14 protein-coding genes are annotated in these 23,204 nt (G+C 49.2%); 2 read left to right on the top strand and 12 right to left on the bottom strand.

What is annotated here, in order from left to right:
* Positions 1–105: 105 nt before the first annotated feature.
* The 11 genes from AC4QZR_RS14580 to AC4QZR_RS14530 all read right to left on the bottom strand — a co-directional run bounded on the left by AC4QZR_RS14580 (position 106) and on the right by AC4QZR_RS14530 (position 18,205).
* A complete protein-coding gene (locus AC4QZR_RS14580; RefSeq protein ID WP_494481574.1) occupies positions 106–1,122 on the bottom strand; it encodes a polysaccharide deacetylase family protein in 1,017 nt (338 codons plus the stop codon).
* Positions 1,119–2,729, bottom strand: coding sequence for a glycosyltransferase (locus AC4QZR_RS14575; RefSeq protein ID WP_494481573.1), 1,611 nt, complete (start codon positions 2,727–2,729; stop codon positions 1,119–1,121). Before AC4QZR_RS14575 ends, AC4QZR_RS14580 begins: the two co-directional genes overlap by 4 nt.
* Before the next feature lie 19 nt (positions 2,730–2,748).
* Positions 2,749–4,029, bottom strand: a complete 1,281-nt coding sequence (locus tag AC4QZR_RS14570; RefSeq protein WP_494481572.1) for an ABC transporter ATP-binding protein — start codon at positions 4,027–4,029, stop codon at positions 2,749–2,751.
* 6 nt (positions 4,030–4,035) lie between these two features.
* A complete protein-coding gene (locus tag AC4QZR_RS14565; protein WP_494481571.1) occupies positions 4,036–4,890 on the bottom strand; it encodes an ABC transporter permease in 855 nt (284 codons plus the stop codon).
* Positions 4,891–5,220: 330 nt separating this feature from the next.
* Positions 5,221–8,544, bottom strand: a complete 3,324-nt coding sequence (locus tag AC4QZR_RS14560) for a T9SS type A sorting domain-containing protein (protein ID WP_494481570.1) — start codon at positions 8,542–8,544, stop codon at positions 5,221–5,223.
* A 4-nt stretch (positions 8,545–8,548) separates the two neighbouring features.
* Positions 8,549–8,791, bottom strand: a complete 243-nt coding sequence (locus tag AC4QZR_RS14555; protein ID WP_494481569.1) for a hypothetical protein — start codon at positions 8,789–8,791, stop codon at positions 8,549–8,551.
* A 731-nt stretch (positions 8,792–9,522) separates the two neighbouring features.
* Positions 9,523–10,761: an outer membrane beta-barrel protein gene (locus tag AC4QZR_RS14550; RefSeq protein WP_494481568.1), complete on the bottom strand. Its 1,239-nt coding sequence runs from the start codon at positions 10,759–10,761 to the stop codon at positions 9,523–9,525.
* A 318-nt stretch (positions 10,762–11,079) separates the two neighbouring features.
* A complete protein-coding gene (locus AC4QZR_RS14545; RefSeq protein WP_494481567.1) occupies positions 11,080–12,324 on the bottom strand; it encodes a porin family protein in 1,245 nt (414 codons plus the stop codon).
* Between the two features lie 96 nt (positions 12,325–12,420).
* Positions 12,421–13,086, bottom strand: coding sequence for an outer membrane beta-barrel protein (locus AC4QZR_RS14540; protein ID WP_494481566.1), 666 nt, complete (start codon positions 13,084–13,086; stop codon positions 12,421–12,423).
* 169 nt (positions 13,087–13,255) lie between these two features.
* Positions 13,256–15,187 (bottom strand): molecular chaperone DnaK, encoded by a 1,932-nt coding sequence (dnaK, locus tag AC4QZR_RS14535; RefSeq protein WP_494481565.1) that lies wholly within the window; start codon positions 15,185–15,187, stop codon positions 13,256–13,258.
* Between the two features lie 297 nt (positions 15,188–15,484).
* Positions 15,485–18,205 (bottom strand): S8 family serine peptidase, encoded by a 2,721-nt coding sequence (locus AC4QZR_RS14530; protein ID WP_494481564.1) that lies wholly within the window; start codon positions 18,203–18,205, stop codon positions 15,485–15,487.
* Between the two features lie 481 nt (positions 18,206–18,686).
* Between AC4QZR_RS14530 and AC4QZR_RS14525 the strand changes: the two genes are divergently transcribed.
* On the top strand, positions 18,687–21,872 hold the full coding sequence (locus tag AC4QZR_RS14525; RefSeq protein WP_494481563.1) for a WD40/YVTN/BNR-like repeat-containing protein: 3,186 nt from the start codon (positions 18,687–18,689) through the stop codon (positions 21,870–21,872).
* A 146-nt stretch (positions 21,873–22,018) separates the two neighbouring features.
* Here AC4QZR_RS14525 and AC4QZR_RS14520 read toward each other — a convergent pair whose 3' ends face one another.
* On the bottom strand, positions 22,019–22,489 hold the full coding sequence (locus AC4QZR_RS14520; protein WP_494481562.1) for a hypothetical protein: 471 nt from the start codon (positions 22,487–22,489) through the stop codon (positions 22,019–22,021).
* 171 nt (positions 22,490–22,660) lie between these two features.
* Here AC4QZR_RS14520 and AC4QZR_RS14515 point away from each other — a divergent pair, with 171 nt between their 5' ends.
* Complete coding sequence (locus AC4QZR_RS14515; protein WP_494481561.1) at positions 22,661–23,203, top strand: PepSY-associated TM helix domain-containing protein; 543 nt, start codon at positions 22,661–22,663, stop codon at positions 23,201–23,203.
* The last annotated feature ends 1 nt before the right edge of the window (position 23,204 follow it).

Genomic DNA, 23,204 nt, shown 5'->3' with positions numbered 1-23,204 from the left:
TTAAAGTACCTGGGTAAATGGAGTGATCAGGCAAATAGGATACCTAAATCAACAGGTTGGGTACAAGCAGGTTTTGAAACAAGAAGCAGTAAGATTGCCCGCTCGTCACTTCAGCCATGATTTTAAATATCCTTCCAGTTTTAGACCAGGCCAATCATTTACTAGGAATCTGCCTAACTCCATCCCATCTGAAGACAATCTTACCAGATTGCCGTTTGTCGTGACAGCGGCAGAAAAATTTTCGTTAGCAGCTATTCTGACTGTTTCTTTACTGTAGCTACCATAGGGGTAGGCGAACAACTCCACGTTTTTACCAACCACTTTCTCCAGAAATACTTTGTTCTCCCTTATTTCCTCCTCCTGTGCCTGTAGGCTAAGACCAGCAAGATCCGGGTGTGAAACTGTGTGCGCTCCAATATGGCAAAAGTTGCTTTGTCCTAATTCCTGCAACTCCTTCCATGTCATGCTGCGGTGTAGGGGGCGAATTTTAGGCTCAGCCAAACCTGCCCAGTTTCTAAGCTGTTGCAGGTGCTCTTGTTGTGACTGCTGTGTGAGAGACTTTAAAGCCTGCCATAGTTTTAGGTAGAGGTCGCATCGTAAAGTTGGGGGTTCGTTTACGTAGGCTTTCCATCGATTCTGTCGCGCCTGCCTGTCTGCTGTTAGCCGGCTTTCCGGACCAAGATCAAATTGTATGGGAGTGCCCTCTATTTCTAGATTTAGGGTTTGGGGAAGGTTTTCTGTTTGCAAAACGAGGTTTTCTAACTCATCCCACCAGAATTCTGTTTGCTGCCCGATAGTTGAGGAGCTGATAAAAAAAGTGGCAGGCAGCCGGTATTTCTCCAGGAGAGGTTTTGCTGTCAGGAAGTTATCTGCATATCCGTCATCGAACGTGATGGCGACGCTATTGTTCCTAAGCTTTCTGTTTTGGAGGTCCCCTGCCAGATCTGAGAGAGATATTACCTCCCAGTTTCTTCTTAAAATCTGCAGATGCTCCTCGAAATGGGTAGGGTTCACCGCCAGCCGCCACACATCTGTTTCTAAAGTTGCTACACGGTGGTACATGAGCACAATAGCTTTAGGCTCGTGCCAATTTTTCAGTGTATGGATAAGGGCTCTGATCAAAGGGGTATAGCTTTTGTTGCTTTAACTGTGATAGTCACCTGAAAATGGGGGTCATTAAAACTGAATTTGTCGTACGATAACTCTGGAAGTCCCATGCCATACAGGAAGGCGGTCGCTGTAAATACATTGCCGTATGGGTATACCTCTGCATTACTTCCAGGGAAGGTTTCTTCCATGAGTTTTCTCATGGACTTATCGGTAAATGACCAGTACCAAATGTCAGCCCACTCACCATGATCGATTGGGGTGATGCCCGGCACGGTAAGAAGCAGTGTGCCACCGGGTTTGAGTATACGGTAACAGGTATGGAGCGCGTCTTTGAAATTATAAATAAGGTGCAGTGTTTGAGTCAGTATGATGCTGTCAAAAGTATTGTCAGGTATGTGAGGTGCATCACTGATGTCACCAATGATGGTGGCGTTTGGATTCGAATCATTTACATGCAGAATATCACTCTTCGTAACTCTGTCACTGCCATAAAACAAGGTATAGGAGTTGTCGCCAATCTCCAGAACCCTCCCGCGCACATAGAGGGACTCGTTGCTCAGAAAGTTTTCAATATAATAACGGTCAACCGGTCCGCCTCTGTCGTAGCCAAACTGCGTGCTAAAAGGGAGCGTCTGATGAAAATCGCCCGGCTTTACTTTCCCGGTGGGAGGAGTTCCCTCTTTAGGGAGAAGTGCTGTTAGCTTCTTTCTGATTCTGCCGGAAGGAATTTTCTTTATCACATGCCTGGATAAAGTAGCCAGTACCGAACTGACCATTTGTGTGTTCATGGACGTGCCATTCATATACTTGAACAAGGTATAGTAATCAACAGCTGAAAACTTATTACCGCCATGTATGTTTGCATGCAGCTCATGCACATAGTATTGCTTCCAGTTTTTCAGCCCTTCGGTATAAGCCTGCCTTTCAGCTTTGTTTTTCAAATAAGGCTCCTGGCCCTTCAATACCCTGATGGCAGTGTTCAACATGAGCGGAATGTTGCGAGAGGAATTGGCTTTGTGAAAACGGTAAGCCGCCATTTTATGAGGATGGTGCGACACCGGGTATTTTCTGGCTATTCTTAGGTACAGGTCGTACTCCTCACAACCTCTTAGGGATGAATTGAATTTGAACTCGTCGAACACCCTTCTTCTGTACATAACAGCAGCATGCATCCCGATGTAGTTTCCTTTCAGCAAGTTCAGGTAGTGGTCAGTGGGCACTGTTTTGACGACCGGCACGATGTCCCCGCTTTGAACATAGACCTTGTCATGGCTTCCTGATACGAAAGCAAGCTGTTCGTTTTTAGCGAGGTACCCGTAATTGATAGTGAGCGCATCATCGTAGAGATAATCATCTGCATCCAAAAATACGACGCACTCGCCCTTAAAATGCTGAAGGCCAACATTTCTGGCAGCCGAGGGGCCTTGGTTTTGCTGGTGAAAATAACGTACCCTCGTGTTACGAAGCGCTACTATTTTGGTGTCGTCCGTCGAACCATCATCTATCACGATAATTTCCGTGTTTTTATAAGTTTGCCTAAAGACGCTGTCTAGGGCATCCTGGAGCAGGTGCCCCAGGTTGTAACAGGGAATGATGACCGATATCAGCGGGTTGTTCATAGCGGGTGATGTCAGTTTGTTACTGGATGGCGACCTCTTTCTGCTGAAGTAAAAAAGGGAAATTGGGACGAACAGCGCCCCACCATTTGTCAAAGTAATTTATACCTGCTCTATAGTCTTCCACATCGAAAGAGAGGCATTCTTCAAAATAGTACAATTGTATGGATATGTCTCTGGCAACGTGCAGGCTGATATAATAAGAGCCATCATTGAGGAAATTGCCCGGTATGTTGCATTCGCCCTCCACGAGACCCCTGCTGCAAAAAACGGCCGGTGAGAGCAGGTCGAAAATACAATCCCCACTGTACGAGAACAAGACCAGGCCAACGCTGATGTCCATATCATCCGACATGTTCAAGAACCGGAATTTTACCGTCAGGGGTGTCCGTACATCGATGATCCCATCAGTATATTCTGTATGCGGAACGAGCTCGACGTACTCAAAGCGTATGTGGTCATTTCCGGGAGCTTCCTTGATGGTAGGCCATTGCTGTTTCAGCTGGAACTTCTGCATGCTGGAAATATACCTGTTAATGACTACTGAAGAAGAGCCTATTTCTTTCATAACGCCCTTATCTAACCAGATAGCCCTATCGCAAAGAGTGTTGATGGCTTGCATGTTATGGCTCACAAAAAGGATAGTCCGTCCTTCGGCCTCGGAAACTTCCTTCATCTTGCCCAAGCACTTCTTCTGGAAATCGGCATCACCAACCGCCAGCACTTCATCCACTATGAGTATGTCCGGCTCGAGGTGGGCGGCCACCGCAAAGGCCAAACGCACATACATGCCAGAGGAATAGCGTTTGACAGGTGTGTCGATAAACTCCTCTATACCTGAAAAGGCCACTATTTCGTCAAACTTGGTCGCTACCTCGGTTTTGCTCATACCTAGTATGTAGCCGCTTATAAAAATATTCTCACGGCCTGTTAGTTCTTTGTTGAAACCTGTCCCCACTTCGAGCAGACTGCTTACCTTGCCACGGCCCTTCACAGTGCCGGTAGTTGGCTTCACTATACGAGATATGATTTTAAGCAGTGTTGACTTGCCAGAGCCGTTGCTACCAATAATTCCCAGTGACTCACCCTGTAAGACATCGAAATTAATATCCCGGAGCGCCCAGATCTGGCCTCGTGCGCCAACTTCCGGAGCAGTGGCGCCCATTTCGAAAAAAGGATCCTTTTTCTGCAGCACGTACTGGTTCCACCACTGCTGCAGGTCCTGCCTGAAAGAGCCCGTACCAATCGTGCCCAGACGGTATAGCTTGGAGATGTTTTCTACCTGTATAATTTTATCTGTCATACCGGGCTACACAACGTCTATTAGTTTGTCTCCCTGCTTGTTGAACAGGAGGAGAGATGCCGTGAACAGTACTAACGTGAACAGAATGCTGTAGACTAGCTGCCAGGGCGACACCGTTCCCTCTCCCAGCAGCGACAGGCGGAACAATTCAAACAAAGGGGCCAAAGGATTTAACTGTACGATCCAGCGCACTTTTTCCGGAACCGCGGATAAGGGGTAAATAACGGGCGTGACGTACATAAAGAGGCGAACTCCCAGACCGATCACATAGCTGAAGTCGCGGTACTTTGCCGTAAGCACCGAAAAGAACAAGCCCATGGCCATAGCCAGTACTGCTGTTGTTATAACCGCCACCGGAAGCCATAGAAGTCCTAAGCCTATATGCAAGGTCAGGTCCTGGAAGAACCAAAAGTACACCAACATCAGCAGTAGCAATAAGAGCTGTATACCGAAATTGTATAGCTGTGTGCTGATAACCGATAAGGGGATGATAATACGCGGGAAGTATACCTTGCTGAAAAGATGCGCATTGTCCCTGAACGTGGTGGCCGTTCCGGAGAAACTGTCATTAAAAAAACTCCAGAGTATGATGCCTGCAAAGTAAAAGAGCGTAGGAGGCAGCGTGCCCGTAGGTATACCGATGAACTTGCCGAACACCAGTATGTAGGTAACCAGTGTAAGCAGCGGTGGAAAAAGAATCCAGAATGGCCCCAACACTGTCTGCTGGTACTTCAGCAGGAAGTTTCTTTTTACCAGGCCCGCCAGCAAGTGTCGGAAAGACCACATCTCTCTCCAGGTTGCTCCCCAATAACTGGTCTTGCTGGAAATCTCCCAATCCCAGACTGTATGTACTTCGGGCATAAAGGTATATTGTTAAAAAGCCTGCTTTGCGGATTGGCTTGGCAGATACTTTAAGGCAGATTTGATAGCGATAATATAATTTTCATGATTAATGGTATAATATACGTATGTTTTAATTTTTCAGATGAACTCACTGTGCTTTCTTTGAAATAGCTAATACACTGACACTATGGCTTATGGAAGATAAAAGACTGTACAGATGATCTCGCCTTCGAAAGCATAAAAAAGCCACCAACACTGAGTAACCTTACTAAGTGTTGGTGGCCATATATTAATTAGCTGCTGCTCTGTGGTTATAGTTTTTTGAAAGCCCTTGGTATTGACGGTTCGCTAATTTTGCAGTAGCTTTAGATAATGTGTCTTGTTGTTGTAATAAACAGTGAGAACATATACACTCGACGATGACAAAGCGCTTAAATCCAAAGGCATTTTCACAAAGCCTTTCTGCACCCTGAGTGACTTGTCGTAAAGTTTCTTGCCCTGGCTGTCTGTAATTGTGAGTAAAAGATCCTGCTCCTCAAGCGCCTCCAACTCCAGTGTGACAACATCGTCAAAAGGATTCGGGTAGGCCGATAGCCTTACAGTGGGTTTGTTGAATGACACTGCTTTTATCTGCGAAAAGGTAGCAGTGCCATCCAGGTCTACCTGTCGGAGCCGATAATAGCGGGTGCCATTTTGATGGATACCTTTATCCCGGAAGCTGTAGAACTGTTTAATTTGCGTGTTGACTGCCCTGCTTTCGACAAAAGCGATTTTTCGGAAGTTTCTTGCATCCTCCGAAACCTCCACCTCAAAGCCATGATTGTTGAGCTCTGATGCTGTCGCCCACTCCAGCAGGACATCAAAATCACGTTGTTCCGCTGTAAGAGCTACAAGTGATACAGGCAAAGGTATAGGAGATCTGCTGGGACTGACTACACTGAAGGGGGAGAAAGAAGTTACTCCTGTTAAAAGGATGGCATAGGTGTCTGGCATGGAGCCGTTGGTGATGTTTCCCATGCTGCTTTCCATCGCGTTCCAGTCTCCGTCCTCAAAGTGGCTCACATAGCTTTCTGTTCTGCTAAAATTGGGGAGTTCATCCGACGTATTCCACTGCAGAATCATGGAAACGTTGGATCCTCCCGGGGTCGCTTCTGAAATATGCCAGACTTTGTTGATGGCGACTTCTTCCACGCTATCTGCTTCTGCAGATAAAGATTTTATCCTTTCCTCCACCTGTACGCTAAAGTCATCAATGACTCCTTCGTTCCTGAGCCTGACCGGGTTATAGCTATCTTCGGTGCCGACCGGAAAAATGCCGGTCTTGCCTGGTCCCAGATCCTCAATGGTCAAAGCGCCGGTCCCATTAGTAATGATGAAACTGGTAGGGCTATAGTTTAGGATACTCCCCGTACCAGTAAGTGAGAGGTCGTGGTCACCCAATTCCAGCCGCGTCTGGTCCAAAACAAGTTGGTCGCTGACTGTGACAGAGCCTGTCAGCTTCTTCCTACCTGTCCCTGATAGATGAAGTTTCCCGAATGGCGCGGCGGCTATATGTTGTAGAGACTCACTGTGCAGTTTAATATGGGAAAGTGGCGCTGCGGACAGATTGGCAGTCAGCAAGTCATTCCTGATTTCCAGAGTGCCTCCCTGATCAATGACAAGCAAACCTTCAGCGGACAAATCGCGAGTCAAAGCGTGTTCATTGGTTTTGATGGCAGGCAATACGCTTCCTTCAGCCAGAACTGTAGGTATCAGCACATCGATCCCGGCACCCGGCACACAGGTGCTCCAGTTTTTAGTTTCAAACCAATTGGACGTGCCGGAGCTTCCTGTCCAGATAGATTCGGTTGTATCCAGCACGGTAACTGTGTGATGGCTCACCTGCGAAAGGCCTTCAGTGTCCAGGTAGGTATAGCGCAGGGCATGGTTGCCTATTCCGGCTAGCAAGGGATCGAATAAGCCTCCGCTGGTGACACCGCGACCTGCGTATGCCCCGCCTTCAGCAAACCCGAAAGCCAGTGGAATCACGCCTCCCTGCTCACAGGCCGTGCTGTTGTCTGTTAGTTGGTGCGCCCCAATGCAGAGATCATTACGCTCTCTGATGCTGTTCCCCCAGTAGTCGGTCTGGCCCGGATCCAAAGCGAATTCTTTCTTCAGATCAAACGCCTTCCCAATCAGCGGGGAATCGTCTTGAAGTTCGTAGCCTTTGAGCGTGTACAGCCTGTGGGAATCAGAAATGGTAACGTCCTTTCCCGGGTCCCTGAGTTTAGGATCCAGGAAGTGACCCACCGATACTGCGTTTCTCATTTCCTGGCCTGTAGCCGTTTGCCAAGTTGAAAGGGTTGCGTGTCTGATTTTATTCCACTGGAATGCAGAATTGCCTCCCGATGACCAGTAGTTGTTGCCTTCGAAACGGACCTTAGAGGGCACCTCGACGTTCATCAGGTCTACGCCGCCAGTCGTTACAAATATATTGTTCCGGAATGTGACCTGGGAGGCACCGCCAGCCTGTACCCAGACCGCTTTCGGACTGCCACTAGCTGCCGGCGACAGGTATACCGTGTTGTTGTAGATTTGTGCATTCTGGATGGCTGTTGTTCCAGTGGCCGTTGAAGACCACACATGAATGGCTCCGTATCCATTTTTCCTGCCATCGTTTTCACTTATGTTGTAGCGTACGATGATGTTGTTCATGGCAGGGGCTTTGTCAAACTGGGCCAACAGATAACCTGCTCCCTCGTTGTTGTGGGAGTAGTTGTACTGCATAATTGAGTTGGTGCTACCCCCGTCAATATCAAAGCCGCCCCCGTCTTTTGAGGTGCCGGTCTTATTATTGTGGGACTCGTTATACTGTATGATCAGGTTGTTGCACATGTAGCCCCAAATGCCGACAGGTCCGCCGGAGGTCCAGCCATTCTCCCAGCCATTGTTATAGGATTCGCAATACTCAATGATGCCACCGTCTACGCCGCCCATTACGATGCCATTGCCGCTGTGCAGCCAGTTCCTGGTAGGTATACCAGCATTGTTGTAGGCTTTGGAATGGGCGATGTATACATTCTTGTGGCCTATTTTATAATCAAAAGCATAGGTGCCAATGCCCTTATCGCCGTTGTCATGTGCAGTGCAATAGGTGATAGAGACATTATCAAAACCACTTGTGCCATTGTAACTCCCAACGGTTATCCCCACCTCTCCGTAGCCAAACGCTTCCACGTTGTCTATGGCAATGTAGGCCAGCCTGGTATTAGGGAGGTCCATATAGAAGTCGACACCGCAGCCTTTGTTGGTCTCACGCCCGGAACCTTTAAAGATTATGTTATGCACTTTAAAGCCCGCTGAATTATAAACAAAGAGCCCGCTTGCATCTCCACTGCTGATAGTAGCACTGCCCGTTCCGTAGGATCCAATGTAAATAGGGGCGCTGGGAGTGCCTTTTACATTCGCACCAAATTCAATACCTCCTGAGAAGGTAGCACCTCCTTCGAAAAGGATAGAGTCGCCTGGTTGAAAGGCGGTGGAGTTTACTTTCGCAATACTTGTCCAGGCTGCGTCACTTCTTAGGCCGGAATTAAGATCGTTTCCTGCGGGGCTGATGTAATAGGAGGTTGCCTGTGCATAAAAACTGAGTAAAAGCAAAAGCAGGGTGGTAGCTTTTGTAATAGGTTGCATATACCTACCTGTCGATATAGGAATGGAGTCTGTAGGATGCAGCAGAAGCTACCGGTACGGTAGTGGACAAGTTTAGCTCTTTGTAGGAGCACGGGGAAGGCATGCCGAAGGTAGAGATTACACGCTTGGCTATTGTAATGCACTGGTAAATCAGACGCAGAGAAGTTGCGGGAAGCTCCGTGCTGATGGAGGTGGTGCGTAGTAATAAATTTGGTACAATGCTCCAGGGGGAGTAAATGTTTGACATAAGCAGGTTGGGATTTGGCTAATATGAAAAAAATGAGGTTGCATTAATGATACAAACAGCCCTTAATACTATTAATAGTGCTGGTTTATATTTATTGTTATAATTTCAGTTATATCAAAAACGTAAAATAGTTATAATAAGTAATTCTGCTGTCAACTTTATCGATTTCAATTTGAGAGCAATAATATGGTTATTAGTGATATGAAGCAAATTATATACAACAACAAATGTAATATATTTATGCTGATTGCTATCTTTTGTATCGCTAAATAATCATAAACAATATTAGGCGTGCTTAAGGGTGTTTGATTAGTATGAATATGTATTGTACAAAGGATGGTGTTGCCTTGCGTTATCAGGGTATTGCACTTTTTGTGCAGTAGGGAGCCGACATAGTAAATTTGAAGTGTAGAGGCCTTCTGCTTTCCTGGTGTAATTTTTTGGATAGGTTGTATATGGAGGTATAGCTTCTAGTGCCCGAAACACATAGAAAAGTCATCTGCTTATGAAGCTGCCTGATAAGTTACTTTTCCAATCTCCATCGCAATTGAGCATTATCAACCTGGGGGAAAAGTGCTGTAGTCGTCTTGGGGCTATACCTCCTCGCAACAGTTTGAGCGGGGCTCTGTCCCTAAAAGCAATTTTTTGGCAGCACAAAAAAACAGCACAGCAAGACTCAGAGGCCCGACTGTACTGTTTCGAATATCTTAGACAAAGGTATATGGTGTTTGCTAAAACCTATACCCTGCCATTATGCTGAATCCTTTAACACTGCTGGCAAGGCTTCGGAGGTTGGAGATACCCTCTGTTGTCTCGTACCTCGTCTCGATGAGCAGCGCCCTGTTATGCATTGGGTACAGGATACCTATACCTGCCTGCGCACCGAACATGTACTGCTTAAAAATGCTGCCCGGCATGGCTTCTGACAATTCGGTATAGCTGGTGTTATGAAAGGTGCTGGTTTTGGTTTCTACTCTGTCTGTGCTGATAGCATAAGAATAAGATACTCCGGCGTTTACAAATGGTCTGAGCTTCCCTTTGGGAAAGGTATAGCGTAGTTGAGCAGGAAGCTTCAGGTAGTGCAGATCGAGGAGAATGTCGTGTTGTGTGGTTCTACCTGAGTTATTCACATCGCTGATCTTACCTTCGAAGCGATAGGGGGTGTAAAGTAACTCTAGTACCAGCGTTAGCTTTTCGCTGATGGTTGGATTGGAAACTTCGAGGGCTACTCCACCTCCCAGACCCAGACCGGTAGTGCTGAACGAAGCTTCTGAATAAGGGTGCTCTCCTGTCATTTGCAGCGCGGGCTTTGAGAAAAAGAGCACAGGATACGGTTTTACAGTCGTTTTGCGGGATGGCTGCACATACTGGTTGCTGTCCATGCATTCATTGTAGTCATTGACTATTTTGGTTAGGCTACCGTGTCGGTATGTTGTGTTTCTGAACCGCTCTTCTGACATGGCGGGGCAGTCGGCAAAGGCTGACCCTAGCACACCAAGGTATAGCTTATCCACCATCCGGAAGGTTTTGCCTGTCTCAGGATCTTTCTTGTTGTAGACATTCTCTTTGAGTTCCACCAGGTCGCCTCCGCCTTTCGACAGATAAAAGTGGTCCAGGTCAGAGTCATCCCGATACGAGTAAAGAGAGGCTTTGCCTTTTGTCAGTACCTGCAAAAATAAACGTAGCACAGGCTGTGCCCCAACGGTAGGTATAGTTTGCGCCTCGTATACCTTGTTTTCTTTTACAAAGCCATAGCCAGCCAGCTGGTCAGGAGAGTAGGCTTGCTCTGCAGCACCTGGATTAGCCTTAAAAGTAGTGGTTTTAGAATTACGGATTGCCCCCCGGTAATCTACGTATCCCTGCAGCGTATCGGAGTTCTGAACGATGTAGCCTTCCCGGAAATCTTTTTGAGCGAAAGTGGGTGCAGCGACTAAGAAAGTGAGAATGAAGATTAAGTAGAGCTGTTTCATTAAGTTGTTTTAAAGTAGAATAGCGTTGAATATAGATAAACAAATATATATTATAAACCTGCGGAAAATAGAGGCCTATTTAAATGACGATGTGCCTGAGTGGATAAGAAATACCAACATAATATTAAAGGACAAAGTGATGCGCCCGGTAGAAGAGTTGTGGCGCGGTGACCACGGGTTGACTATTAAACAGAGCATCACGACATATGAAGAGGACCGCAGCTTAAACGCTGCGGTCCTCTTCATATGTCGCTGACTGATACGTTCAGATTTATACTCTATCAATACTTAGATCCGAACGGGATCTTCAAGGTAAGACTATAATCTATAAGATAGTACCAGGAACATGCTCTTGATGCTCGTAGAATGACTTGTATAACGAGACACACCATCGTTGACTTCGTAACGTGCTTCCAGGCTAAGCGGTTTGTTAAAAACCGGGTAAGAGATACCTAAACCAGCTGCCACTCCTCCGGAAAGCGTCAGAAAACCATCATCTTCCAGAAAAGGTTTTGTAGTTGTGCGCGTTGAGCTACCGAATGTAGACGTGGTCGTCATCTCATTTTCCTGCGATGCCACCAGGTTAATGACTGGGCCGATGTTGATGTACGGTCTGATCACTCCTTTGGGGTAGGTATAGCGGGCCATAACAGGGATTTTCACATGTTTCACATCCAGCCAGATTTCGCTGGTGGAGACACCCGGCACCATCGGGTCATCTTGAAGATTCCCCTCGAAATAATTAGGAGCATACAGCACTTCTACCTGTAACGACAGTTTCTCGCTGATAGTAGGCACCGAAAAGTTAAATGAGGCACCCAACACAGGCTTAATAGATGTGTTGTCGAAAATCTGATCCGAATCTTCTATCTTATAGGCAAGCGTTGAACTGCTCATACCTGCAATAGGTCCCAGCGCAACACGTATTTTCTTCGGTACTTTGCTGTACTCCTCCTGACCAACACACTCATTGTATTTCTTAACGATACTCGACAGCGAGTTAAGGCCCAGCACTACCTTGTCTACATCAGTTTCAGTGATAGAATTGCAGTCCAGGAAAGTTTGCATCAGAAGCGGTTTATAGAGCTCACGGCGCATGAGGTTGGTATGGCCTAGTTTGCGGCCTTCCTGCATATTCTTTTGTTTAAAGTCCTCCACCCGTAGTTCCTTGAGCGGCTCTTCGTCTTTGGAGATGTAGAAGCGGTCTTTCTGCATTTGGTCACGCAAGAGGTACAGGTTGGCTTTACCTTTAACCAGCAGCTGTGCAAAAAGTGTTTGTTCTGTGCTCAGGGTATCAAAAGCCGGCACCAGTTTAGATTCATAGTACTTCTGCTCTTGCCGGAAACCATACCCCTGTATTTGAGTTGGTGTAAAGTCCTGCTGTTTAGCATCATTGTTGCTTTTAAAGGAGATCTGGTGCGTATTGCGTTGCGCACCGCGGTAGTCGACTAAGCCGCTGGCAGTGTCGCCATTCTGGACAATATAACCCGGGCGGAAATCTGATTGGGCGAAGGCCTGCGAGAGGAATAAAAAAGTAATAAGGGTAAAGTAAAGTTGTTTCATCAGCTTGATTTAAATGATCTGTTTAAGTAAATATAGATATTTATAGGTATAGACAGAAGTTCTGAATAAGTTTTATAAAAAATCTCTACATTATAATCAAAAGTAAAACCCTGCACCCAGGTTTATCCTGTGCACATTCAGGTTAGCCTCTGTATCACTTCCCCGATTAAAACCAGATTGGTAGTTCAGGGCATTAGCCTTCAGTTCTATACCTAGTCTGTAGCTCGGGAAAAAGACAAGGCCAGGTGACAAGGTGCCAAATAGAGAGAGTCCTTTTGAGCGTGCCGTCGATGAGGATTGTGAGCCACCCGTTGGAGTCGTAGGATCACCGAACTGCCCGGTGCCTATAAAGTTGTGCTCTGCCCTCGTGCTGATCCACGCAAAGCCAGCTGTACCCTCTGCAAACAGGGCAAACTTATTACTTAAGCTAACATAGTAGCGAGCCATAGGTCCTATGTTATAAGAGTGCGCTATGGTTTTGCTGTCGTAATGATAAAACGTACTCGAACTGCCAGGTGCTGAGGTTCTTTCCTGACGGTTTGCAGCATATTGATAGCCGTAACTGAGGCCAACTACTAGTTTGTCTTTAATAAAGTAGCCCACAGAAGATGCCACCTCAAAAGAAGTGACTTTACTAAACTCGTCGGGTTTGGAAAAGCCTGCTCCTGCCTGTATGCCGGCGAACCTGCTACCTGATTGGAGTTGGGCGATGGCGCTGCCAGCTACCAGCAGGGCCAGGATGGTGAGGTGGATTGTTTTCATGGTTTGTAGAATGTCCATGAAATATAGGGATAAATAAATATCTCTAAAACCATCCACCGAATTTTTACAAGGAGGCTTAGGTTAGTTTACTGTTTTACACGCAGGTATAAAAAAGAATCCCCCGTCGGGAGGCCCAACGGGGGATTCTGTGTATAATTTGAGTCAATGCTTACTTCTTGCCGTCTACTTCTTCGTAGTCTACATCAGTTACGCCGCCATCGTCAGTAGCAGCGCCCTGCGGACCGCCAGCCTGCTGACCGTTTCCGGCTGCACCTGCTGCGCCTTCCTGTCCGCCTCCGGCAGCGTACATCTCCTGGGAGGCCGCCTGCCAGGCGTTGTTCAGGCTTTCGATCGCGCGGTCTATACCTGCAATGTCTTTGGCACCGTGTGCTGTTCTGAGTTCGCCCAGCGCAGTTTCGATATTAGACTTGTTGCCTTCAGATAGTTTCTCACCATACTCTTTCAGCTGCTTTTCGGTCTGGAAGATCATCGAGTCGGCTGCGTTCAGCTTTTCGATTTCTTCTTTCGCCTTCTTGTCAGCTTCGGCGTTGGCTTCAGCTTCCTGACGCATTTTCTCGATCTCCTGCTCGCTCAGACCAGAAGAAGCCTCGATGCGGATCTTCTGCTCTTTGCCAGTTGCTTTATCTTTAGCCGTTACATGCAGGATACCGTTGGCATCGATGTCGAAGATAACCTCAATCTGCGGAACACCGCGTGGTGCTGGTGGAATGCCGTCCAGGTGGAAGCGACCGATCGTACGGTTATCTTTGGCCATTGGGCGCTCACCCTGCAGAACGTGGATCTCTACTGACGGCTGGTTGTCAGACGCAGTTGAAAACGTCTCAGACTTCTTCGTAGGTATAGTCGTGTTCGATTCGATCAGTTTGGTCATCACACCACCCATGGTTTCGATACCCAGTGAAAGCGGCGTTACGTCCAGCAGAAGAACGTCTTTTACTTCACCTGTCAGTACACCACCCTGAATCGCAGCACCAATGGCTACTACTTCATCCGGGTTCACACCTTTAGAAGGCTTCTTGCCGAAGAACTTCTCTACTTCTTCCTGTACTTTAGGTATACGGGTTGAACCGCCTACCAGAATCACTTCATCAATGTCGGAAGTTGACAGGCCTGCATCCTGAAGCGCTTTCTTGCAAGGCTCCATAGAGCGGCGAACCAGATCGTCTGTCAGCTGCTCGAATTTAGCGCGCGTCAGTTTGCGTACTAAGTGTTTCGGCACACCGTCCACCGGCATGATGTATGGCAGGTTGATTTCTGTTTCGTTTGAAGAAGAAAGCTCAACTTTTGCTTTCTCAGCGGCTTCTTTCAGACGTTGCAAAGCCATTGGGTCTTTGCGCAGGTCCAGGCCTTCGTCGTTCTTGAACTCGTCAGCCAGCCAGTTGATAATCTTCTGGTCGAAGTCGTCACCACCCAGGTGTGTGTCACCGTTGGTAGAAAGTACTTCAAACACGCCGTCACCCAGCTCCAGGATAGAGATATCAAATGTACCGCCACCTAAGTCGAATACCGCGATCTTCTGATCTTTGTGTTTTTTGTCAAGGCCGTAAGCCAGCGCTGCTGCCGTCGGCTCGTTGATGATACGCTTCACTTCAAGGCCTGCAATCTGACCGGCTTCTTTCGTAGCCTGGCGCTGCGCGTCGTTGAAGTAAGCCGGGACCGTAATAACGGCTTCTGTTACCGTTGTACCCAGGTAATCTTCTGCCGTAGCCTTCATTTTCTGAAGCACCATTGCCGAGATTTCCTGTGGCGTATACTGGCGATCGCCAATTTCCACGCGGATGGTGTTGTTGCCACCCTGCACCACTTTGTAAGACACCTGCTTAGCCTCTTCGCTCACTTCATTGTAGCTGTGACCCATGAAGCGCTTAATAGAAGCGATCGTGTTTTGTGGGTTTGTGATTGCCTGACGCTTGGCAGGGTCACCTACCTTGCGCTCGCCTTTGCCACCATCTAAGAAAGCGACAATAGACGGAGTAGTTCTGCGGCCTTCGCTGTTAGGAATAACCACTGGCTCGTTACCTTCCATTACGGCAACGCAGGAGTTGGTTGTACCTAAGTCAATACCAATTATCTTTCCCATTCTATAGTTTTATAATGATTCGAATACAATTTCTTTTTTACTGTTGCTAGCAATCTATCAAGGTATGTGCCAAGGCGTTTTATACCTGTTTTGCCTGTCATTCTGTCACAAGTGTGCGGGCTGAGATTCCTTTTGTCGCTTTTACGTGAACACAACTTTCATAACTAAGACACATTTGCCTGCAATTGTCAAGGTATAGCAATGCACGACGGTAAAATTTATACCTGTTATGCTGATGCTCAAGAATAAAAAAGCCCTCTCATCGGAGGGCTCCTTTATATCCTGTTCAGGAAATTGCTAGCGTGCGATCACCATTTTCATGGTCGATGTTTTTCCGTTTGTGTTGATGCGGTACAGGTAAGTGCCGCTCGGAAGCGTACTGCCATCGAACTTCACCTCGTGGTTGCCGGACGGCTTCGTGTCAGATACAAGCGTTCTGATTTTCTTGCCCATAATGTCCAGCACCTCCATCGTCACAAAGCCTTCGTTTTCCAGGCTGTACTGGATGGTGGTTGTTTCGGCGAAAGGATTCGGATAAGCGATGGTCTTTGTGTGTGCGGCTTCTGCCATTTGCATCGCCGAAGTGCTTGCAGCGGCAAGTTCGTTCCAGCTGTTGAAGGTGCGTGTCACGATCACGGCAAAATCGGCGCGGGTCACATTTGCTTTTGGCTTAAAGGTAGCGTGCAGTACCGGCTGCAGGTCGTATGGGCCTTGCGTGACAGCATAAAAGGCGTTGATCAGGTTCAGTTCCAGTGCCACGCTCACGTAACCTTCCAGGCCAGCAGGTATATCCTTGGCGTCTTCTATCGGGTAGGTAGTGCCGTTGAGCGTTACAGTGGGTGCAGTGCCATTGCGTTTCATTGCCTCAGCTTCCTGGCCAAGCGCCTGCACCAGCGAGTAGGCTAGGCTTGCTCTGCTCACCGTGCCGGTTGGGCTGAATTTGCCGGCAGAGGTCGGCGTCATCAATCCGCCCAAGGTATGGAAACCGTCTCGTATGGCAGCGCCTTTTGCGGTCACCGATTCAGCCAGCAGTTTCTGTCCTGCCGCTACATCAGTGAAGGAAACCGCTCCGTTTGTAGGTATATACTGACGAACGCCCTGGCCCATCATCAGGTAATCAGCCAGCTCGATTCGCTTCAGTGGGGCATCGGGCTTGTAGGTGCCGTCGCTGAACCCATCCGCCAGACGATCACCAACGGCCAGTTCTATGGCCGACTTAGCAGGGTGACTGGTAATGTCGCTTAATCCTAAAGTACCCAGAATTTGTGTTTGCGTGACCTTTACATCGATTGCTTCCGGGAAGCCTGCTCCTTGCAAGCCATACACAACGGCTTTCCACTGGCCTGCCATCGGGTTGGCAATAGCAACGGCACGATCAGTGTACAGAGTAAATAATGCGGAGATTCCTGAACTGTAGCTGGTTCCGTCTGGTGCAACCAGGCGCAGACCAACAGGGTTGCCTGTCTCGCCTAGTAGACCTTTTGCAAACATTTTCGCCTCTATACCTGATACGCCGGCTGCCACATTAAACGTGCTCTCGTTGCTGGCAGCAGTAGCCGGATTGTAGTTGATCGGAAGCGTCTGTTCTGTAGCTGAGGAGTTGATATTGCTGTTGAATTTTCTGGTGATGTTCAGCTGAGATCCAAAAGATGTGTTTCTGAAGATATGATCCACGGCGGCATAAGCGTTCACATAGCCTGCGCCTACTTCCCAGGGCTCTCGGCCCGGTATGTTGGTGGCCGTCTGCTGCAGGATAGATTTCACCTGGTCCGGAGTCAGGGCCGGATTCGCTTCCAGCATCAGGGCGACGATGCCTGCCACGTGCGGGGTGGCCATGGAGGTACCGCTCATGTGCGTGTAAAAGGGCACCTCAGCAGGTTCAAGCGTTTCCACGTCCTGCTGGGCCGCAAGAGAAGCAACAGGGCCGATAACTCTGGTAGAGACTACATCCACACCCGGACCAACGATGGTTGGTCTGTTTTCAACCGTCCAGGTTTTGCCATCATAAGTCAGCGTCTCTTTGTGGTTCCGAACACCTCTCGACGAGAAGTCGGCCAATCTGCCGTAGCGATCGCCGGCACCCACAGAAATTACCCAGGGAGCAATGGCGTAAGGGTTGTGCGTATCTGAACCAGGGCCTTCGTTGCCGGCTGCAAATACCGAAATGATATTCTTTTTGTAAGCGGCGAGTGAGGCCACGTTCACAGGGTTGTTCACATCAAAAGGACCCGATGAACCCCAGGAGTTACTCATCACGCGGATGCCGTAACGGGCCTGGTTCAGCATAACCCAGTCATAGGCGCCGAGCGCATCCAGAATGAAAAGCGCTCCACCAGATCCGTATCCGATCAGGTCAGCTCCGGTGGCTACACCTGCATACTTGCCTTTCGACATGGTGCCCAGGCCTCCTACAGAGCCTGCGCAATGCGTGCCGTGGCCGGAGTTAGTGTCGGTGTTCGGTACATTCTCCAACCAAACAGGCGGCAGCAGCGCCACCAGGCTGTTCAGGTTAGTAGTGCCCAGCACGTTCTGCTTCAGGTTCTTGCCTAGCTTCAGGTCTTCATGCGTACCATCTACTCCACTGTCATTGATGACGACTGTCACACCTTTTCCTGAAACCGGAAGTCCGCCATTTCGGGTCGTCATTTCCATATCGTTGCGGAGCCGTTGCACGCCTGTCAGATGGGTGTCGTGGTGGTTAAAGTAAGTCAGCTTTTTATTAAGGTAGAGGGAGCGAACCTGCGAGTTTCTCGCCAGGGCATCTACCTGCGCACTGGTAGCCAGCACACCCACAATGGGCAAAGACTGCAAAGAAATACCGGTCGTGATGCCGAGTAGCTTTAACGATAAGATGTTGCTGCTGCTCGGAGCTTTATCGCCATGGAAAGTGACTATGACCTGCTGTGGCAGTAATGAGGACCGCAGCGCCTGCCGCAATTCGGGGTCGACAGTAGCCTGTGCAAACGCACTACTTGCCAGGAAGAATAGTGCGGCAACCAATGTAAAGAATCTGTTCATAGGTGAGCTGTTTTTTGGTTAGAAATGGTACTGGAATAGGATAGCAGGGAGAGCAACTATTCTAACATGCGTGATAATGAGCTTTATACTTGGTTTGCACTATATTGGTTTGTGTTGATTAGTGAAGTTTAAAAATATACAAAAAGTGGCTATTCGATGGTTAAACACCTTGTTTTCAGTTCATAAGCAAATTATTTTATTTTTGTGATTTATGAATTTACCGAGCTATACTTTAGATTTTTGTTTTGAGATTAAACCAAGAAATAAATTTAATTTTTGTATTCTTTTAGAAGAAAATACTTATTAGCTGACGCACAAACACGCAAGTTTTTCCGGATGCTCTTCCTATAGATAGATGGCGATATTTTTGTACACGCCTTTAGAAGGTATAGCTTGTCCGCTGTTTTGATTTGCTATTTTGGCTAAACTTTTATAAATCAGTTCACCAAAAAAAGTCTATCAACCTATTGCTCACCTTTACATGAAAAGCACCTTTTTTAGAACAGGCACCACGGCTTGTCTGCTGCTGGCACTGACTTTTTCGTCGCCTGAAGCGGTGGCGCAGAAACAGAAGCCGCGCAACAGCAAGCAGAAAGAAGCTGCCGCCCCATTCGACGCCAAGCTTTACAAAGGCATGACCTGGCGCTCCATCGGTCCTTTCCGGGGCGGGCGCTCTGCTACCGTGACGGGCGTACCCGGTAAACCCAATCTATATTATATGGGCTCCGTTGGTGGCGGTGTCTGGCGCACCTCCGATGGTGGCTCCACCTGGGAGAATATCTCGGATGGCTTCTTTGGCGGCTCCATCGGGGCAGTGGCTGTGAGTGAGGCGGACCAGAATGTGATCTATGTGGGAGAAGGCGAGAAGACGGTGCGCGGCAATGTGTCATCCGGACACGGGATGTGGCGGTCGGTGGATGCCGGCAAAACCTGGCAACACATTGGGCTGAAAGATTCCAAGCACATTGGCCGTATCCGTATCCATCCGCAAAACCCTGATATTGTGTATGTGGCAGCCATGGGCGACCTGTACAAATCGCACGAAGAGCGCGGCGTGTTCAAGAGCACCGACGGCGGCAAGACCTGGAAGCGCACGCTCTTCGCCAACAAAGACGCCGGCGCTGTGGACCTCGTGATCGACCCGAATAACCCACGCGTCCTGTACGCGACCACCTGGAACGTGCGCCGCAATCCTTATAGCCTGTCTTCCGGCGGACCTGGTTCGGGCATCTGGAAAAGTACTGATGGCGGCGACTCCTGGAAAGAGATCTCACGGAACGAAGGCCTGCCGAAGGGTACGCTGGGTATCATAGGTATAGCTGTTTCTCCTGTCAATTCCAACCGCGTATTTGCCATGGTAGAGGCGGAGGAAGGCGGGCTTTTCCGATCCGATGACAGCGGCCTGACCTGGAAGAAAGTGAACGACGACCGCAACCTGCGCCAGCGCGCCTGGTACTATACACGCGTGTATGCCGACCCGAAAGACGAGGATGTAGTATACGTGCTGAACGTGGCGTACCACCGCAGCAAGGACGGGGGCAAAACCTTCACCTCCGCTTACGCGGGCCACTCTGACCACCACGATCTCTGGATTGCACCGGAAAACCCGTCGCGCATGGTGATCGCTGATGACGGTGGGGCTCAGGTGACATCAGACGGCGGTATGAACTGGAGTACGATGAACAACCAGCCCACCGGCCAGTTCTACCGCGTGGTAACCGACAACCATTTCCCGTACCGCATCTACGGCGCGCAGCAGGACAACTCTACCGTGCGCATCAGCCACCGCTCCACCGGTTGGAGCATTTCTGGGGACGACTGGGAGGAGACAGCCGGCTCGGAAAGCGCGCACCTGGCCGTGAACCCTGAGAACCCCGAGATTGTGTATGGCGGCAACTACGGCGGCTTCCTCTCGCGCGTGGATCACAGCAACGGACAGGAGCGGGTGATCAACGTATGGCCGGATAACCCGATGGGGCACGGCGCCGAAGGGATGAAGTACCGCTTCCAGTGGAATTTCCCGATCATGTTCTCACCAAACGATCCGAAGAAACTCTACACCACGTCCAACCACGTGCACGTCACCTACAACGAGGGGCAGTCATGGGAGACCATCAGCCCGGACCTGACGCGAAACGATTCTACCAAACTGGGGCCATCGGGTGGGCCCATCACCAAGGACAACACCAGCGTGGAGTACTACGGCACTATCTTCGCCATCAGTGAATCGCCGGTGGAGCCGGGCGTGATCTGGACTGGTTCTGATGACGGCCTGTTGCACGTGACGCGCGACAATGGCAAGAACTGGACGAAGGTGCAGCCGAAAGGTATGCCGGAGTGGATCCAGATCAACAGCATCGAAGCGCACCCAACGCAGAAAGGGGCCGCCTACGTGGCCGCCACCATGTACAAATCCGGCGACTTTAGTCCATACCTGTACAAGACTACCGACTACGGCAAGAGTTGGACGAAAATCACCACAGGTATACCGGGCCACCATTTCACCCGTGTAGTGCGCGCCGACCCGAAGCGTGATGGTTTGCTATACGCCGGTACCGAGTATGGCATGTATGTGTCGTTCAACGACGGGCAAAGCTGGCAGCCTTTTCTGCTGAACCTGCCGATCGTGCCGATAACGGATTTGACCATCAAGAATGATAACCTGATTGCCGCCACGCAAGGGCGTAGTTTCTGGATCATTGACGATTTGACGCCTTTGCATCAACTGAACGAAGGTATAGCCAAGAGCAAGTTTCACCTGTATAAGCCGCTAAATACTTACAAGATGGACGGTGGCAGCCGTGGCCTTTCCAAAACAGCGGGCGAGAACCATCCGGGCGGTGTGATGGTGCACTATTACATGCCACAGAAGCCTGATTCGGCGAGCGTGGTGCAACTGGAGATACTGGACCAGAACGGAAAACTGATCCGCAGCTACGTGAGCAATGCCAAAGAAAAGAAGGACAAGCTGGAGGTGAAGGAAGGCATGAACCGCTTTGTGTGGGACATGCGCTACCCGGAAGCCAGCAAATTTGACGGCATCATCCTGTGGGGTGGTGGTCTGCAGGGGCCGAAAGCTATACCTGGTACTTACAAGGCGAAACTCACGGTGAACAAGGAGAGCCAGGAGACGGACTTCACCATCCTGCCGGACCCGCGCACCAAAGCCACACCCGAGGACCGGGCAGCCCAGTTCACCTTCCTGACAGAGGTGCGCGACAAACTCACCGAAACGCACGATGCGATCAAGGACATCCGGACTATGCGCGCGCAGCTCAATACACTTAAGGGCAACCTGAAGGGGCAGGAGAACTATAAAGGTGTAGTGGAATCAGCCACGGCTATCGACAAGAAGATCACGGCCATTGAAGAGGCGCTTTACCAGACCAAGAACCGCAGTGGACAGGACCCGCTTAACTTCCCAATCCGCCTCAACAACAAGTTGGCGAACCTAGTGGGGCAAGTGAGCACCGGTGACTTCCGTCCGACTGATCAGGCTTATGCCTTCAAAAAGGAAATCAATGCCCAGATCGACGAGCAGTTGAACCTGTTCAGGCAAGTGCAGACGCAGGATGTGCCGGCCCTGAACAAACTGGTGAAGGAGAAAGGCGTGGACGCGATCTCTGTGAAGAAAGTAGAAACTGCCCCGGCAACGGGGGCTTTATAAGGTATAGCTATACCTGAGAAAATGGAAAGCCCTGCCAGCAATGGCAGGGCTTTCTTGTTTGCATAAATTTGGGTTTATAGGTCTTCGGCAATTATCTCAACCACGCTGCATTTTACGGTTGCCACAGGTATAGAACAGGTATAGGCCTATTCCTTCTCCACTACCAAAGCCGCTTTTTGCACTTCGCCTTCATGCGCCTGGCCTAGGTAGGGCTTCACACCTTTCAGTGTAAAGGAATAGTTGACGCCGCCGACCTCTGCCACCAGGGTATGGGTTTCTCTTATGCCATCGGTTCCGCAGTCGCCGATGCAAAGCGTGATGTTCTCGTTTGCGCCCTGGCTGTTGGAGGCCCGCAGCGCAACAGTGGCGTTGCCAGCCGTTACACAGTTAACATCGGTCGGGCAACGGGAATCCTGGATACTTTTCAGGGCAACGATCAGGCGGCGGGGAACCCCCTCGCCGTACATCGTAATTTGCCCGTACTGCTGCAGGAGCGCCTCCTGTCCAAACTTCAGGTCTCCGTCTTCTTGCCTGGAAGAGGCGACTTCGTGTACTTCTTCTGGCTGACACTCGGTGAGGAGTGCCAAAGCAAGCAGAGGATAAAACAGTTTAATCATATATTTATTGGTTAATCAACCTTAGGAGCCCATAAAACGGAGGATGGTTGCAATTAGTACGCAAATTTTAAAGACTAGTGTCACCATATTGCTTATCTGCCGCAATTGTTGGATATTGGGCTTTCATACCTATCGCATCCTATTTACGTGAGTACCAGTACTGCCACCCTTGTGAAACAGAAAGTAAGAACGCTTGCCGACCGGTTGCGAAACTTTCGGATCTACCACCGCTACCTGGGGCTTTTTATGGGTGTGTTTATCCTGATCAGCAGCACAACCGGTATACTGCTGGGCTGGAAGAAGGATGTGGACCTGTTGCAACCGCCTACCCAAAAAGGAGCCAGCACCGACCTGCAACAGTGGCTGCCCATCGCCGAATTATCCTCCCGCTCCCTGGCCGGTTTAGACTCAGCCGCCGCCGTTCTGCATAACCCCATCGACCGTATCGAAGCCCGCCTCGATAAAGGTATCGTCAAAACTATTTTCAAAGAAGGCAGTTGGGAAGTGCAGCTGGATGCGAGCACCGGCAAAGTCCTTTCAGTTGCCCGCCGCCATTCTGATTGGATCGAGAAAGTACACGACGGCTCCATTATCAGCGATCTTTTCAAACTGATTTCCATGAACGTGCTGGGCCTTGGGCTGCTGATCCTTTCCGTCACAGGATTCTTTTTGTGGTTTTACCCAAAACAGATCAGGAAGATCAAAAGCGAGTAAG

This window comes from Pontibacter sp. YIM B11418 (assembly GCF_059278805.1).
Note: the sequence above shows the minus strand (reverse complement) of the source record. Positions and strands in the feature narration are given on the sequence as shown.